Below are 15,894 nucleotides of genomic sequence, written 5' to 3' on the forward strand. Positions count from 1 at the left end.
ATCTACGACGCTTGATGTGACCGTGTCACATCCATGATCAAAAACTTTGGTCGTCCGAGAGTCTAGCCGACTCGCGGGTAGCAACGTCAATCGGGTGATCGAGATCGCGTCGCGGGCGGCCCGGCGCGGCGAGCGCGAGGGCCGCGCCGACGGCCGCGATCACCGCCAGTACCAGGGTGGCCTGGGAGTTTCCGTGCACGAAGGATTCTTTGGCGAAGTCGGCGAGCGGCCGGCCGGCGGGTCCGGCGCGATCGGCGACGGCGAGCGCGGCGGCGAGAGAGTCGGCGACGGGTTCGCGGACGGCTTCGGGCAGCCGGGGCAGCGCCGGGCGGATGCGATCGCGGTAACCGGCCGCTAGCAGGCTCCCGGCCAGCGCGATGCCGATGGCCGCGCCGATTTCCCGGGTGGCGTCGTTCACCGCGGCCGCGACACCGTGCTTCTCGACGGGCGTGCCGGCGACGATGGCCGCGGTGGCCGGTGTCGCGCACAATCCCAGGCCGATACCGCTGATCAGCATGGGCCACAGCACCCCGAGGTACCCGGTGTGGACGGTGATGCGGGTCATCATGAGCAATCCCGCTGCGAGAATCGCCATTCCGGCGCAGGTCATCACGCGCAGGCCGATGCGTTCGGTGAGCCACGGCGCGACGATGGACAGCGAGACCACGGGCAGCATCATCGGAACGAGCGCCGCCGCCGACCTCAGCGGCGAATAGCCCAGGATCAATTGCAGATGCTGGACCAGCAGCAGGAACACGCCGAAGGTCACCAGGAATTGCAGTGTGAGCGAGACGATTCCGCTGGAGAACCCGCGTCCCGCGAACAGCCGGATAGGCAGCAGCGGATGGCTCACCCGCAGTTCGGCCAGCACGAACAGGACGAGCGCGACGAGCGCGCCGGCGAACAATCCGAGCGTGAGCGGGTCCAGCCAACCCCGATGCGGTGCTTCGGTGACGGCGGCGACGAACAGTCCCACCGCCAGCGCCGAGGCGCCCGCGCCCGCGAAATCTATACGCGGGCGGCTGGTGTCGCGAGATTCGGGAATCCACACCGCCGCGACCGCCAATACACCAGCGCCCACGGCCAATCCGACGAAGATGGCGGGCCATTCCCAGCGCTGCATGATCAGCCCGGAACCCAGCAGCCCCGCACCGCCGCCCGCGCCCGCGACCCCGGCCCACAATCCGATCGCCCTGCCCCGCAACTCCTCCGGGAACCCGGCCGTCAGCATCGACAGGGTGGAAGGCATGACCAGCGCCGCACCCGCTCCCGAGAGCGCGCGGGCAGTGATCAACCACGCGGGATCCGACAGCAGCAGCGGCAGTGCCGCCCCGGCGCAGAACACCACCAGCCCGGCGATCAGCACCCCGCGCCGCCCGTACCGATCCCCGAGCGTCCCGCCCGGCAGCACCAGGCAGGCCAGCGCGAGCGTGTAACCGTCCACCACCCAGGTCAATTGTGCCTGCGTGGCACCGGTCGTCACCGCGATCTGCGGCAGTGCGGTGTACAGCGCCGCCATCGACGCGATCACCAGGGCGACCGCCGCGCAGGACACCGTCAGGGTCCAGCGCAGGGCGCGTGCGGAAGGCGGCGCGGGCCGGAGTTCGGTGTGCGGGGCCGTCATCGGACCTCCAGGAAACGCTACTGACAGTAGCGCTACGCTACCGTCGGTAGCGTAACTCGAATGCCCTTGATCACGAAAGGGTTTGGATGAGGCATGATGCTCGGATGGACCAATCCGCGCGCGGCGACCACCGGGGCGAGCCCATCGATCCGCGCCGGCAGCGTTCCCGCGACCGATTGCTGGATGCCGCAACGCAATTGCTCATCTCCGGCGGGGTGCAGGCGGTGACGGTGGAGGCGGTGACGAGCGTGTCCAAGGTGGCGCGCACCACGCTGTACCGGAACTTCGGCAATAGCGCGGGGTTGATCGGCGCGGCCTTCGAACGGTTGCTGCCGCAGATCCAAGCACCGGATCCGGGTGATTCGGTGCGGCGGCAGTTGATCGATCTGCTGCTGCGCCAGGCCGCGGTCATCGATCAGGTGCCGGTGCATGTGACCACGCTGGCGTGGCTGGGGCTCGGATCGACCGGCGACGGGGACCCCTCCGACCGATTCATCGCCCCGGATTCCCTGCGCGCCCGGGTGATCGAGCGTTACCGCGAGCCCTTCGATCGAGTGCTGGACAGTCCCGCTGCCCGAACCGAACTCGGCGATTTCGACCGCACACTGGGATTGGCCCAGCTGCTGGGCCCGATCGTCTTCCTGCGTCTGGTGGAATTGCGTCCCACCACCCAGGCCGATTGCGAACGTATCGTCGACGATTTCCTGGCCACGCATCGCGCACCCGAAGGCGGCATCGCATGAGTATTCGCATGGGCATCAGCACGCCGGTGGTGCTGGAGATCCCGGGCCGTACGCCGGAATGGGAGCGGACGGCCGGGATCGCGGAGATCGCACGGATCGCCGAGACCGCCGACCGGCTGGGGTTCGACCATGTGACGTGCAGTGAGCATGTGGCGGTGGCGGAGCATTCGGCGTCGGCGATGCTGGGTGGGTCGAGGGGGACGCGGTATTGGGATCCGCTGGCGACGCTGTCGTATCTTGCGGCTCGGACCACGCGAATTCGGCTGTGCCCCAGCGTACTTGTGCTCGGCTATCACCATCCGCTGGCGATCGCCAAGCGGTACGGAACGCTGGATGTGATCAGCTCCGGCCGGGTGGTGCTCGGTGCGGGCGTCGGTACGGCGCGGGAGGAATTCGAGTTGCTCGGCGCATCGTTCACCGATCGCGGGCGGCGCGCCGACGAGTCGATCGCCGCGCTGCGGGCGGCATTGGGGGAGCGGAAGCCGGAATTCTCGGGCAGCTATTACCGATTCGACGGTCTGGTGGTGGAGCCGCATGCGGTGCAGGAGCGCATGCCGATCTGGGTCGGCGGATCCAGTGACGCGGCGGTGCGCCGGGCTGCCGAGCTGGGTGACGGGTGGCTGCCCGCCGGTGTCACGCCGGAGCTGGTGCGGGAAAAGCTGTCCCGATATGCGCCCGCCGCAAAGGATTTCGAGGTGGTGGTGGGTACGGCGGAAGTGATCGATCCGATCGCCGCGCCCGACCGGGCCGAAGCGGTGATCGGCGCGCTGGCGGCGGCCGGGGCGACCATCGTGCAGCCGCGGGTGCGGCACGAATCGCTGAACCACTATCTCGAGCAACTCGATGCGCTCACCCGGCTGAGCTGCTTCGAACCGCTCACTCCCGGAGCAGATCGATGACCTTGGTTTCGCTCAGCTCGCCGTGACCGGCGTCCACCAGCCGGGTGAAAATGTCGAGTGCGGCATGGCCCAGGGCGATCGGAGCGCCGACGCTGTCGGCCGATTCGACGCCGATGCGGGTGTCCTTCAGCCGTAGCGTGCCCGTGAACGGGATGTCCCGGTCGTGTGCTCCCTCGAGCATGGCATCGGCCACGCGGATCACGGTGGGGCTGGCCGCGACACTGCGGGAAAGCGCCTCCACCACCGTCGGCAGATCGAGACCGGCGAGCTCGGCGGTGCGCAGCGCTTCGGCGGTCGCGGCGATCTGAATGGACCCGAGCAGGTTCTGCACCAGTTTGTACGAGGTGCCCGCACCGACCTCGCCGAAATGGACGATTCGATTGCACAGCGGTTCGAGCAGCGGTCGAGCCGCCTCCAGGTCGGCGGTATCGCCACCGATGAACAACGCCAGCTCCCCGGCCGCGGCGGCGCTGGGCAGGCCGGTCACCGGTGAATCCAGGTACCGGAGCTGGTGTGCGGCAGCGTGTTTCGCCAGCTCCAGCACCCACGGGCGGGAGAGGGTGGAGCATTCCACGGCGAAGGTCCCGGGCGCGGCTGCGGCCAGCGCCCCCTGGTCGCCGAGCCACATCGCGCGGGAAGCCCGGTCCTCGGCCACCATCGAAATGATCATGTGGGCGTCGCGGGCGGCGGCGCGCGGTGACTCCGCCGCTCGCGCACCTCGCGCCACCAGCGCCGCCGCTTTGTCGGGCGACCGATTGAAGACCGTCACCCGATGCCCGGCGTCCAGCATCCGGCCCGCCATACCCGCACCCATTCGGCCCACGCCGAGAAACCCGATCTTCGCCACGGCGGGAGCGTACCGGCCATCGGTGCATGCGAAACCCGAACCCGCTGATCAGGTCCGGATCGGACGCGAGGGTGCGACGCCGACCGTGAGCGAGATCCGTAATCCCTCGGCGGGTGTGCCGACCACGGTGGCGAGTTCGGTATTCCAGCCGTCGCGGAACACCTTGTCGGTTTCCAGCGACACGTGCGCGAGTTCGGCGAGACTGCGCGCGTATCCCGGATCGAAGGAATAGACCGACTGGCATGCTGGCCGGGGCAGTGCGATCTGTGAGGTGAGCCGTGCCGGCTCTCGCGCCATCGCGGATCCCAGTGAATCGAACACCTCGAAGTGGATGTGCGGCCACCGTCCCGCATAACAAGCCGGGAAGACCGAGGTGAACGTGATGCCCCCGTTCGCATCCGCCACCTGCACGCCGCGCAGATAGTTCTGATCGGCGACCCCGCCGTCATACAGGGAGTACTTTCCGTCCCGATCGCAGTGCCAGACGTACACGGCCATCCCCGCCCCGGCCGCGCCGCCCCGTCCCAGATCTCGCATCCACAGTCGCAGCGTCATCGAAACACCCGGCGCCGCACCCGCGTACGGTCCGAAACTGGACCGGATGTCCGACCGCACCACCGCCGCGTCGAGCAGGACGTCGGGTCCGTTGCTGCCGTCGGCGGGATAGGGGCCGGGTCCTTCGGCGGGCACCGCCGCGACGCCGATGCCGCGCTGACTCGAATTCCGGGAAATGCTCATGGGTGCAGCGTGCGCCGTGGCGGCGGGATGCACGCGAGTACTCGACTACCCGAATGCCGCTACGCGGTGACCGCGCACGGCCGGTAGAGATCGAACAGGTTCGTGCCCCGCGTCTCCTACAGCCGGAACAGTGCGTCCGGTCCGCGCTGGGCCCACACCTGCTCGTATTCCGCGCGGGTGGCGGGCACGAAAGTGACGAAACGCAGTGCGGGATCACCGTATTCGTCATGGAAGACATCGAACTCGGGCCCGGTCGCGAGATGCGTCCAGGCCAGCAGGAATTCGATGCCCGTCCCAGGAATCAACGGCTCGGCATTCGAATACCCCTGCCCGTACGCGTACCCCCGCCCGTTCTCGATGATCCGCGCGGCCCCCACATGCACCAGATACGCCGCCTCATCCTCCTGCTCGGGCAGCGCCGACACCACGCACTCCATCGGCAGCACCGCCTCCACCCGCTGAAACCGCACCCCCGTGGTCGCCGCCGACACCATAGAAATACTCCGATGCCGATGGAACCCGACGGCGAACCCCCGATTCCGCCGATCCACCAACGGCCCCTGCCCATGGGTGACCGGGCCGAGGTGGCGTTCGACATGCGCTAGGAGCTGCTCGAAGCGATCTGGGTCGGCATACGGATATGACATCCAGCCGAATGCTAGTGGATCCGATTCCACAGCCGCAGAAGACGTCCGGTCAGTCGCGTGGCCGGATGATCGCGAATCGACCGTCGAGACGGCATTCGAGGGTGAATGGTGAGAAGACTTCCAAGGACACCGGCGGCGTGTACCGGTGCAGATCGATCAACTGTGTGTCGTCGTCGAGGTCGCCCAGCGCGGACTGCTGTGCGGGCGACAATTCGGCGCGCAGGTCACGCCATGCCCGTGGTTCGAGGTCGGGATCGTGGAAGCTCCACGGGTGCACCACGGATTCCCAGCTGTCGTCGGATGACGCCGCGGCAAGCACATCCGCAATGCGGTCCCACCAGCTCAACAGTGAGGTCGCCAAGTAGGCGTAGGCATCCTCGTAGTCCGTAGAGCACGCCAGGATCGGTCCCCACGCACCGGTTTCCCGATCGATATTCAAGTAATAGAAGTCGCCGTTGGCGGGATCATGCACCTCCAACGCGTTCGCCGCCTCACCGGGATCAACCGGGCCATTACAGGACCACCAGTCCAGACGCGGCCACGATGCGCCGGCCGGGTCAGCGGGCGTGAAGACGTAGTCGGCGCCCGGCCCGAATCCGAGTCCGTCCACCATGATCGCTCCGACTTGGCCGAGTAATGTCCGCTCCGGTTCCGGCAGATGAACCGGGAAGGCATCGAGCTCGGCCTCACTGAACCCGCGGAACAAAGTAATGCGATCCGGCTTCTCGACAGCCAGCGATCGCAGCTTGGCTACGAGCTCGGTGACGGCGACGATCATCGATATCCCCCAACATGTTTCGCGCTACTGCCAAGTGATCGTAGAGGGCACCCTCGTTCGGGCTGCGATCCGCGCCTCGTCAGCCGAAAGGTGCGGCCCGGAATCCGGCCAGAAAGGCGTCTCCTCGCCGACGACTTTGAACGACACGTAATAGGCATGGCCCTTCGAATCGAGTGTCGGCTCCTCGCCCGCCTCGAGCGTGCCGTCCGCACGGGCCACCTCGTGCCAGAAGTCGTAGTCGAGCCGGACCACAAACACTGGCCTACGGACGACCTCGTCGTACAGCCACGAACCCGTCGCAACGATCTCCCGGCCACCCATCATGACCGGATACTACGCAAACCCGGTCGTTCTTCACTGCGCCGTGAGGCTGGCCGTCGAACAGGCCGGCAGATGCTGGGCGCTGATCGCCCGGAACGTACTCATGGTCACGAATTCACGTAGGGCAAGCGGATTCTGGAGTTCGGTGGGGGCCACCGCGGGAACGTCCGGCGTGGTTGGGTACGTCCGCATAGGATTCGGGGCATGAGTTTTTCGGGGTTTTCCCCACGGCCTGAGCAGCCGTGGGGGCGTTCGCCGGGGCGTGCCGGGCCGTCGCTGTGGTGGGTGGTTCCTGGGGTTGCGGCGATTGTGGCGGGAATTGTCGGGGCGGCGGTTTTCGGGTTGAGCGCTGTGTTTCAGATGCCGGAGAAGGTTGGGCAGTTTCAGCGTATTCAGGCGCCGGGGGCTGGTGATGTGAGTTTGGTTGCGGATCATGACTATACGATTTATTTCGAGTATGGAGGGGCCTCTGAGGAAGGGCCTGGCAAGGATGTGGCTGTTACGGTTACCGATCCGGGTGGTGGGGTTGTTCGGTTGAGTGCCTTCAGCACTACGACTACCTATTGGATCAACGATTTCGAGGGTCGGGCCGGGTACAGCTTTCATACGAATCAAGGTGGGACCTATCGGTTGGCCGCGGAGTACAGCTCCGGCGTCACCGTTGCGGTTGGTGAAGGTGCGGCGTCGGGTGCGTGGAAGACCGTGGGGATCGCGATAGCGATTGCGGTGGTCGGATGCCTCGTCGGTGCGGTCATCATCGTCACCGTCGTTATCCGTCGCGCGCGCAATCGTGCGTCGTTCGGCTCCTTATGGGACCTGTGAGACTCTGGGCGGGTGTTGGAGCAACCGTCCAGAAGTGGGGCCGTGGGAGTCGAAACTGTTGTGCGGACTACGCGGGTGTGTCCTGGTGAAACGGTCAGTGGAACAGTTCTTTTGCGTGCTGGGCAGTCTGGCGGGGACGTTACCGGGCTTACGCTCGAAATCGTGACGTACTGGGGGACCGGGTCGGGTGATGCCCGGGGGCACTGCGTCATTCACCGGAGTGAATTGCTGCGCGACTACCACTTGGAAGCCGGAGAAAGCCGCACCGTCGAATTCGAATTGCCGTTGTCCTTCGAGACGCCGCTCACCATCGTCGCGGACGGGTCGCTGCCGGGCATGGAAGTCGAGATCGTTACCAGCGTCGGTATCGACGAGGGCCGCGACGTCGCCACCACCCCCATAGCCGTGCTGCCGCTGCCGGCGCAAGCCGAGATACATTCCGCGCTGACCACTCTCGGCTTCCGGCCGTATGCGGCGGTGCTCGAGGACGGCTGGCTTCGTGGTCTGGAACGTGAACTGCTCGTTTATCAGTCGGTCGACTTCGAGGCCGTGCCGGAACACTCGGGGATCGATCGGGTGCGCGTCTCATTGCTGGTCGGTGAAGACGGTGTCGAGGCGATCATGGAGTTGGATCCGCCGTCCGAGACGGTCTACGGCTCGCTGTACCTGGATCATTCGGAGGTCGGTGAGGACGACCTGATCGATGCGATGCGTGAACAGCTCGCCAAGTTCGGTGAGGGAGCGTGACTCAGGGCGAGGGCTCGGCGGCATAGCATGGCCTAATGGGGAGAAACAGCGAGTGGGAGATAGCGGATCGCGCGACAGTGGAGCGGCGGGCGAACTCGTTCGGGGCGCAGGCCGCTGTCTATGACGAGCATCGACCGGATTATCCGATCGCGGCGGTCCGCTGGGCGTTGGAACCCGTCGCGGAAAGCGGTGGAGTCTCCGTGCTCGATATTGGTGCGGGCACTGGCAAATTGACCGGTGTGCTGCTGGCGGCGGGGGCGGGGGTGACGGCGGTGGAGCCCGATGCGGAGATGCGGGGTGCGCTGGAGCAGCGCTACCCCGGGGTGTCGGCGTTGGCGGGGACGGCGGAATCCATTCCGCTGCCTGATGATTCGGTGGACGCGGTGCTGGCGGGGCAGGCGTTTCATTGGTTCGATCTGGGGCGGGCCATTCCGGAGATGGTGCGGGTGCTGCGGCCCGGCGGGGTGGTGGCGGCACTTTGGAACGGGCATGACGATTCGGTCGAATGGGTTGCCGAGCTGGATCGCCTGTCGCGCAGTTCGGTTTCGACGCAGCGATGGAACAGCGACGGGTTGCCGGAGCATCCGCTGCTTTTTCCGTTCGAGCGGAAGGAATTTCCGCACTCGCAGGTGCGGACCGCCGAAAGTCTCACCGCCACAATCGGAACCTATTCGCACACGGTGGTGATTCCGGAAACGGAACGGGCGGAGCTGCTGGACCGGATTCTGGATTTCCTGAAATCGCGACCGGAGACGGGCGGAGGGGAGTTCGAATTGCCCATGCGTACCAGGGTGATTCGCGCAGTGGCGCGGTGAGCGCGATGAGAACTGGGCGGTTGCACTGATAACTGACAGGCGACACGCGCATCGTGCGGTGACAGGCATTCGGGGGCCGGTGGTGTGATGGTGGGGGCATGACGGGTTACATCACTGAGGCGCAGACGGTTCTGCTGACCAGGGAAGCGGCCGACGCGGTCTCCGATGCGGTGAACGCGCGGGCCGAGAGCGAGGCCGGGGTGTCCTTGCCGCCGCTGGTGTGGGTGTGGAATCGCGGGGTGTTCGCGCTGCCGGACGCGGAGGGTACCGAGGTGGAATTCCGGGGGCGGGTGGAACCGGGGCGGTATCCGGCCGGAGTGCACGAGCAGTTGCTGGCGTGGGCGGCGGGACTGCGGCTGACCGAGATCACCACGCGGGTGGAGCGGGAGCACGGGCGGCGCACCTATTCGGGGTGGCTGGCGGGATCGCGGATCCGGATCAGCGGGCGCACCGATGAATTCCGGACCGACACGGCGTCGGTATAGATATGACGACTCATACCCTCGAATTGCCCGATGCCGACATCGTGTTCGACGTGCACGGGCCGCTGCCGACCGCCGACGGGCGGGCGCCGCTGCTGATGATCGGGCAGCCGATGTGCGCGGACGGATTCGCGGACCTGGCCGCGCAGTTCCCGGATCGCACCGTGGTCACCTACGACCCGCGCGGGCTCGGCCGCAGCAAGCGCAAGGACGGGCGTGTGGAGAACACGCCCCAGCAGCAGGCCGAGGATCTGCACGCGCTCATCGCCGAACTCGGGGCGGGGCCGGTCGAGGTGTTCGGCAGCAGCGGCGGCGCGGTCACCGGGCTGGCCCTGGTCACCGCGCACCCGGATGATGTGCGCACGCTGGTCGCCCACGAGCCGCCGGTCATTCCGGTGCTGCCGGATGCCGCCGCGTCCGAACGCGCCCGCGCCGGGGTGCGAGAAGTGTACGAGGCCAAGGGATCCGGCGCGGGCATGGCCGCGTTCATCGCCATGACTTCCTGGCAGGGCGAGTACACCGACGAGTACTTCGCCCAGCCCGCCCCTGATCCGGCCATGTTCGGCATGTCCACCGAGGACGACGGCACCCGCGACGACCCGCTGCTGTCCGACCACTCCTGGGCCGTCAGCGGATACCAGCCCGACGCCGCCGCCCTGACCGCCGCGCCGACCCGCGTCGTCATCGCGGTCGGCGAGGAATCCGCGGGCACGTTCACCGCGCGCACCTCCACGGCCACCGCGGCGCTGCTCGGTCAGGAAGCGACCGTATTCCCCAGCCATCACGGCGGATTCGTGGGCGGCGACCACCCGTACGCCGGTCAGCCGGAAGCTTTCGGGCGCAAGCTGCGCGAGGTCCTCGACGCTCAGGGCTGAACGGGTCGCGCGGGGGAATCGCAGCGGAGCACGCGACGGTTCCCCTCGGCTACGCCGGCCGGGACGGCCGATGCTCGTGCGGCAGCGGCGGCAGCGGCCGCGCGTACAGCCAGCTGTCCCACAGCGGTCGCAGTGATCCGGCGCTGTAATGCCCGGCCAGATCGGTGAATTCGTCGGTGGTGACCGAGGCGTGCCGGTACCGGGCGGTCCATTCCCGCAGCAGATCGAAGAACGCGCGGTCACCGAGTTCCAGGCGCAGGGCGTGCAAGGTCAGCGCGCCCCGCTTGTACACCCGATCGTCGAACATGCGCTCCGGTCCGGGATCGGCGAGCGTGAGGTCCTGGGGGAGCCGCGCCAGCATCTCGTGCGCGGCGCGGGCCTGCCGGTCGGCGCTGGACCCGCCCGACGCCTCCGACCAGATCCACTCCGCGTAACAGGCGAAGCCCTCGTGCAGCCAGATATCGCGCCAGCGGCGAATGGTGAGACTGTTGCCGAACCACTGGTGCGCCAGCTCGTGCGCGACCAGGCGCTCCGAACCCCGGTGCCCGTCACAGTGATTCGCGCCGAAGGTGGAGATGCCCTGCGCCTCGATGGGGATTTCCAGCTCGTCGTCGGTGACCACCACGGTGTACCCCTCGAACGGGTACGGCCCGAACTTGTCGGTGAACACCTCCATCATGCGCGGCTGCCGGGCGAAATCGTGCTCGAACTCCACCCGCAGCCGCGGCGGCAGAATCGCCTGCATGGGCACCGATCCGCGCGGCGCGTCGATGCGCTGCTTGCGGTACTGCCCGATCTGGATGGTCGCCAGATAGCTCGCCATCGGCTCGGATTGCTCATACACCCAGGTGGTTTGGCTCGCCTTGGTCTGCTTGCGCACGAGGGTGCCGTTGGCGAGCGCGTAGTACGGCGAATCGGTGGTGATCGAAATGCGGTAGCTGGCTTTGGAACTGGGATGGTCGTCGCACGGGAACCAGGAGGCCGCGCCATTGGGCTGACTGGCCACCAGCGCGCCGTCGGTCAATTCCTCCCAGCCGACCTCGCCCCACAGACCGCGAATCGGCTTGGGCGGGCCCGCGTACTGCACGACCATGGCCAGCACGCCGCCCGCCGGGATCCGCTGCTGCGGGGTGATGGTCAGCTTGCCGCGCTGATGGGTGTAGCGCGCCACTTTCACGCCGTTGACGAAGACCTTCGACACCGCCAGGGACTGGGACAGGTCCAGCGCGAACCGATCCCGCACCTCGGTGGTGACCGCGGTGATCTCGGCGCGCCCGGCCAGCCGGTTCGCCGCGACCTTGTACACCAGCTCCAGGTCGTAGCGCGACACCCGGTAGCCGCGGTTCCCGTTCTGGGGCAGATAGTCGTCGATGGGTGTGTCGGTGCCCTTGCCCGGCATCAGCGGCTCACCTCCGTAGTGGACGGCCAGGGTGCGATGGGATTGCCCCACCAGCGCGTCGACGGCGGCACCGAATCGCCGCGCATGACCAGCGACGCGGGGCCGATGGTCGCGCCCGCGCCGATGCTCGCGGCCGGCAGCGCCACACAGTGCGGGCCGAGGGTGGCGCCCGCGCCGAGGGTCACGGTGTCCATGGCCATGATCCGGTCGTGGAAGAGATGGGTCTGCACCACACACCCCCGCTCCACGGTCGCGCCATCGCCGAGGGTCACCAGGTCGGCCTCCGGCAGCCAATAGGATTCGCACCATACCCCGCGGCCGATCTTGGCGCCGAGTCCGCGCAACCACACGTTCAGTACGGGCGTACCCGTCGCGGCGCGCGCGAACCACGGTGCGGCGACGTGTTCGACGAAGGTGTCGGCGACCTCGTTGCGCCAGACGAACGAACTCCACAGCGGATGTTCTTCGGCGCGAATCCGGCCCACCAGCAGCCATTTCGCGATGACCGACGCGGCGCCGGCGACAGCGCCCGCGGCCAGCAGCACCAGGCCGCTGAGCAGGGCGGCCGCCAGATGACCGAGGGTCTGGGCCAGCCAGGCCAGGGTGAACAGCACGCCCAGGCCGATGCCGAAGGTCACCAGGACGGGGATGAGCCGGCAGGTTTCCACGATGGCGCGCGCCACCTTCAGCCGCCACGGCGGGTTGAAAGTGCGTGCGGTGTCACCGGTCTCGGCGGCGCGGCGCAGGCGGATCGGGGGACTGCCCAGCCACGACGATCCGGCCTTGGCCTTGGACGGGGCGGCCGAAAGCACGGCGACCAGGCCGTTTTTGGGGACGCGGCGACCGGGCGCGGTCATGCCGGAATTGCCGAGGAACGCGCGCTTGCCGACCTTGGCCTCACCGATGCGCAGCCAGCCGCCGCCCAATTCGTAAGAGGCGACCATGGTGTCGTCGGCCAGGAACGCGCCGTCGGCGACGGTGGTGAACTTGGGCAGCAGCAGCACGGTGGAGGCTTCCACGCTCTTGCCGATCTTCGCGCCGAGCAGCCGCAGCCAGCCCGGGGTGAGCAGGCTGGCGTACAGCGGGAACAGGAAGGTGCGGGCGGAATCGAGGAGGCGTTCGGTGGCCCAGGCCTGCCAGCCCGCGCGGCTGCGCACCGGATGATGGCCTTTCACCAGGCCGATACCGAGCAGCCGCACCAGCGCGATGGTCACCACCGCGTACACGCCGAGGCTGAGCAGCATGGCCACCGGGAGGATGGCGAACGCGCGGCCGAGCCCGGCGGTGAGGGTGGTGGTGTCGCGAATCCACCAGGCGATGAGCGCGCCGCCGGAACCCAGGCCGAGGATGGGGACGGCGGCCAGCAGCATGGAGGTGACGCCGAAGATGGCGACCCAGTGCGGGGCGCGGTCGGGGGTCCAGGCGGGCCAGCGGTGCTGTGCCTTACCGACTTTCACCGCAGGGGAACCGGCCCATTCCTGCTCCGCCTTGACCTTGCCCGATACCGCGGAACCGGGGGAGATCTCGGCATTGCGGCCGATCCTGGTGCCGGGCAGCAGGATCGAGCGGGCGCCGACCACCGCGCCGGGGCCGATTACGATCGGGCCGATGTGGACGGTGTCGCCGTCGATCCAATAGCCCGACAGGTCGACCTCGGGTTCGACGCTGCATCCGTCGCCCAGTTCCAGCATGCCGGTCACCGGCGGGAGGGTGTGCAGGTCGACGCCCTTGCCGACGCGGGCGCCGAGCGCCCGGGCGAAGGGGACCATCCAGGGTGCGCCGGACAGGTTCTCGGCGCCGCTGGCCTCCGAGAGCCGGACGGCGGCCCAGAGGCGCAGGTGGGTGGAGCCGCCGCGCGGGTGGGTGCCGGGCTCGACGGTGCTGAGCAGCAGCCGGGAACCGGCCACGCACAACGCCATCCGGCCGGGCGGGGAGATGAACAGCACGAAGGCGAACAGCGTCCACCACCACGACAGGTGCGGCAGCCAGGGTAGGGAGCCGGACCAGGCGGCGATATTGCCGACGATGGCCAGCCAGGTCAGCCATTGCAGACCGGTGAGCGTGGTGAGCGGGATGGTGGCGAGCACCTGGAACAGCTGGGCGGGCAAGGGAACCGGGGCCACGTGCCGTTCCTCGACCGCGACGGTCGGGGCGCTGGCGTCCATGAACGCGGCCAGCGCGCCCAGCCGGGGGTGGTCGTAGAGGTCGGCGACCGCGATGGTGGGCTGGCGTTCGCGCAGCGCCGCCACCAGTTGCGCGGCGGCCAGGGAGCCGCCGCCGAGGTCGAAGAAGTCGGCGTTCGGGTCGGTGACCTCCGCGCCGAGGATCGAATCCCACAGTCCGGCAACCCATTGCTCGGTCGGCGAGAGCCCGGCTTCGGCGGTCGCGGCGACGGCCTTGGGCAGCGGCCACGGCAGGGCGTCGCGATCGACCTTGCCCGAGGTGCGGGTGGGCATGTCGGCGACCACCGCGAGGCGGGGCACCAGGGGAGCCGGAAGCTGTTCGGCGAGAATCGCTCTGGCGGAGGCCAGGTCGTAGCCCGGCTCGGGGCCGGTCAGGTAGCCGACCAGGATCTTGTTGCCCGCCTTGGTGGTGCGGATGGCGGCCGCGGCGGCGGTCACGCCCGGCAGATGCTGGAGCGCATTGTCGATCTCGCCCAGTTCGATTCGCCGGCCGCCGAGTTTGATCTGGTCGTCGGCGCGGCCCAGGAATACCAGGCCCGCGCTGTCGTTGCGCACCAGATCGCCACTGCGATAGGCCCGTTCCCAGCCCACCGACGGCAGCGGCGCGTACTTCTCGGCGTCCTTGGCCGGATCCAGATATCGCGCCAGTCCGACGCCGCCGATCACCAGCTCACCGGATTCGCCCTCGCTCACCGGGTTCCCGGCCGCGTCGATCACGGTGAGATCCCACCCGTCCAGGGGCAGCCCGATCCGGATCGGCCAGGACCCGTCCAGCAGCGCCGCGCACGCGACCACGGTGGCCTCGGTCGGCCCGTAGGTGTTCCACACCTCGCGCTCGGAATCCTGATTCCCGGCCAGCCGTTCGGCCAGCTCCGGCGGCACCGCCTCGCCGCCGAAGATCAGCAACCGCACCGACTCCAGGGCCTCCGCCGGCCAGGTCGCCGCCAGCGTCGGCACCGTGGACACGATGCTGATCTCCCGCCGCACCAGCCACGGCCCCAGATCCGCCCCGGTCCGCACCAGCGCCCGCGGCGCGGGCACCAGGCAGGCCCCGTGCCGCCACGCGAGCCACATCTCCTCGCACGAGGCATCGAACGCCACCGACAACCCGGCTAGCACCCGATCCCCGGGCCCGATCGGCGCACCCTGCAAGAACAGCCGCGCCTCCGCATCCACGAACGCCGCCGCATTGAGATGCGTCACGGCAACACCTTTCGGCGTACCCGTAGACCCGGACGTGAAGATGATCCACGCGTCATCGGCAGTGGTAGGGGAGTTCCGCAGCTCATGATCCATGGCGGCAGCACTGTCATCCGCCGCGGTGTTCGGCTCGTCCGTGCCGTCCGTGCCGTCCGTGCCGTCCGTGGTGTGCGTGCCGTCCGTGGTGTGCGTGCCGTCCGTGGTGTGCGTGCCGTCCGTGGTCGACGGGTCGACAGCTTTCGCCGTGGCGGCTTCCGTAGCGGCGGAGGGAGTTTCGATGCCTGCGGCGGTGACGATGGCCGTCACTTTTGCTTCGCCGAAGACCAGGCGGGCACGTTCGTCCGGGTCGTCGGCATCGACGGGGACGTAGGCGGCGCCGGCGTGCAGGACGGCCAGGATCGTGATGTACAACGCGCGGGTGCCCGAGGGCATGCGGACGCCGACGCGGTCGCCGCGGCGGACACCGGCGGCGATCAGGGCGGTGACCGCGGTGTCGATCTCGGTGCGGAGTTCGGCGTAGGAGAGGACGAGTTCGCCGTCGTCGATGGCGGGGGCGTCGGGGTAGGCCGCGGCGGTGGCGGCGAGGATGTCGACCAGGGTGCGGGCCGGGGGCGCCAGCGCGGCCCGCAGCAGCGGGGACGCGTCGGGGGTGATGTCGGCCTGCGGTTGCGGCATCGGGTACAGCCCACCTCTCATCGAACGGCCCTGCGTTTCGGCGTTCGTTGTTTCATATGAGGGTTACCAATTGGCAAACACTTGGGTGGCCACCCGCTC

At 68.3% G+C, this 15,894-nt stretch carries 15 protein-coding genes; 7 read left to right on the forward strand and 8 right to left on the reverse strand.

Annotation, left to right across the window (positions count from 1 at the left end):
- Window positions 1–37: 37 nt before the first annotated feature.
- Complete coding sequence (locus LTV02_RS08495) at window positions 38–1,624, reverse strand: MFS transporter (RefSeq protein WP_233039459.1); 1,587 nt, start codon at window positions 1,622–1,624, stop codon at window positions 38–40.
- 104 nt (window positions 1,625–1,728) lie between these two features.
- Here LTV02_RS08495 and LTV02_RS08500 point away from each other — a divergent pair, with 104 nt between their 5' ends.
- Window positions 1,729–2,367: a TetR/AcrR family transcriptional regulator gene (locus tag LTV02_RS08500; RefSeq protein ID WP_233039460.1), complete on the forward strand. Its 639-nt coding sequence runs from the start codon at window positions 1,729–1,731 to the stop codon at window positions 2,365–2,367.
- Window positions 2,364–3,266 (forward strand): LLM class F420-dependent oxidoreductase, encoded by a 903-nt coding sequence (locus LTV02_RS08505; RefSeq protein WP_233039461.1) that lies wholly within the window; start codon window positions 2,364–2,366, stop codon window positions 3,264–3,266. Before LTV02_RS08500 ends, LTV02_RS08505 begins: the two co-directional genes overlap by 4 nt.
- Here LTV02_RS08505 and LTV02_RS08510 read toward each other — a convergent pair.
- From LTV02_RS08510 to LTV02_RS08530, 5 genes are all read right to left on the reverse strand, one after another.
- Entirely contained in the window at window positions 3,244–4,113 is an 870-nt protein-coding gene (locus LTV02_RS08510; protein WP_233039462.1) for an NAD(P)-dependent oxidoreductase, read from the reverse strand. The genes LTV02_RS08505 and LTV02_RS08510 overlap by 23 nt on opposite strands.
- Window positions 4,114–4,161: 48 nt before the next feature.
- Complete coding sequence (locus tag LTV02_RS08515; RefSeq protein ID WP_408639346.1) at window positions 4,162–4,851, reverse strand: dioxygenase family protein; 690 nt, start codon at window positions 4,849–4,851, stop codon at window positions 4,162–4,164.
- Window positions 4,852–4,967: 116 nt separating this feature from the next.
- Window positions 4,968–5,345, reverse strand: coding sequence for a suppressor of fused domain protein (locus LTV02_RS08520; RefSeq protein ID WP_233039463.1), 378 nt, complete (start codon window positions 5,343–5,345; stop codon window positions 4,968–4,970).
- Between the two features lie 202 nt (window positions 5,346–5,547).
- Window positions 5,548–6,276: a hypothetical protein gene (locus LTV02_RS08525; RefSeq protein WP_233039464.1), complete on the reverse strand. Its 729-nt coding sequence runs from the start codon at window positions 6,274–6,276 to the stop codon at window positions 5,548–5,550.
- A gap of 24 nt (window positions 6,277–6,300) precedes the next feature.
- Entirely contained in the window at window positions 6,301–6,600 is a 300-nt protein-coding gene (locus tag LTV02_RS08530; RefSeq protein WP_233039465.1) for a hypothetical protein, read from the reverse strand.
- Window positions 6,601–6,801: 201 nt separating this feature from the next.
- Here LTV02_RS08530 and LTV02_RS08535 point away from each other — a divergent pair, with 201 nt between their 5' ends.
- The 5 genes from LTV02_RS08535 (at window position 6,802) to LTV02_RS08555 (ending at window position 10,338) form a co-directional block, all read left to right on the forward strand.
- Window positions 6,802–7,419: a hypothetical protein gene (locus LTV02_RS08535; RefSeq protein ID WP_233039466.1), complete on the forward strand. Its 618-nt coding sequence runs from the start codon at window positions 6,802–6,804 to the stop codon at window positions 7,417–7,419.
- Window positions 7,420–7,494: 75 nt separating this feature from the next.
- The gene (locus LTV02_RS08540) at window positions 7,495–8,166 is read left to right on the forward strand and encodes a sporulation protein (protein WP_233041525.1); all 672 of its coding nucleotides are present in this window, start codon (window positions 7,495–7,497) and stop codon (window positions 8,164–8,166) included.
- 35 nt (window positions 8,167–8,201) lie between these two features.
- Window positions 8,202–8,981 carry a class I SAM-dependent methyltransferase gene (locus LTV02_RS08545; protein WP_233039467.1) on the forward strand — a complete coding sequence of 260 codons (780 nt, stop codon included), beginning with the start codon at window positions 8,202–8,204 and terminating at the stop codon, window positions 8,979–8,981.
- Window positions 8,982–9,079: 98 nt separating this feature from the next.
- Window positions 9,080–9,466 (forward strand): hypothetical protein, encoded by a 387-nt coding sequence (locus tag LTV02_RS08550; RefSeq protein ID WP_067723324.1) that lies wholly within the window; start codon window positions 9,080–9,082, stop codon window positions 9,464–9,466.
- 2 nt (window positions 9,467–9,468) lie between these two features.
- Window positions 9,469–10,338 (forward strand): alpha/beta hydrolase, encoded by an 870-nt coding sequence (locus LTV02_RS08555; protein WP_233039468.1) that lies wholly within the window; start codon window positions 9,469–9,471, stop codon window positions 10,336–10,338.
- A gap of 49 nt (window positions 10,339–10,387) precedes the next feature.
- Here LTV02_RS08555 and LTV02_RS08560 read toward each other — a convergent pair whose 3' ends face one another.
- Window positions 10,388–11,737, reverse strand: a complete 1,350-nt coding sequence (locus LTV02_RS08560) for a M1 family metallopeptidase (protein ID WP_233039469.1) — start codon at window positions 11,735–11,737, stop codon at window positions 10,388–10,390.
- Complete coding sequence (locus tag LTV02_RS08565; protein WP_233039470.1) at window positions 11,737–15,795, reverse strand: Pls/PosA family non-ribosomal peptide synthetase; 4,059 nt, start codon at window positions 15,793–15,795, stop codon at window positions 11,737–11,739. The genes LTV02_RS08560 and LTV02_RS08565 overlap by 1 nt, the downstream gene beginning before the upstream one ends.
- Between the last annotated feature and the right edge of the window lie 99 nt (window positions 15,796–15,894).

It is taken from the genome of Nocardia yamanashiensis (genome assembly GCF_021183565.1).
Classification (GTDB): domain Bacteria; phylum Actinomycetota; class Actinomycetes; order Mycobacteriales; family Mycobacteriaceae; genus Nocardia; species Nocardia yamanashiensis.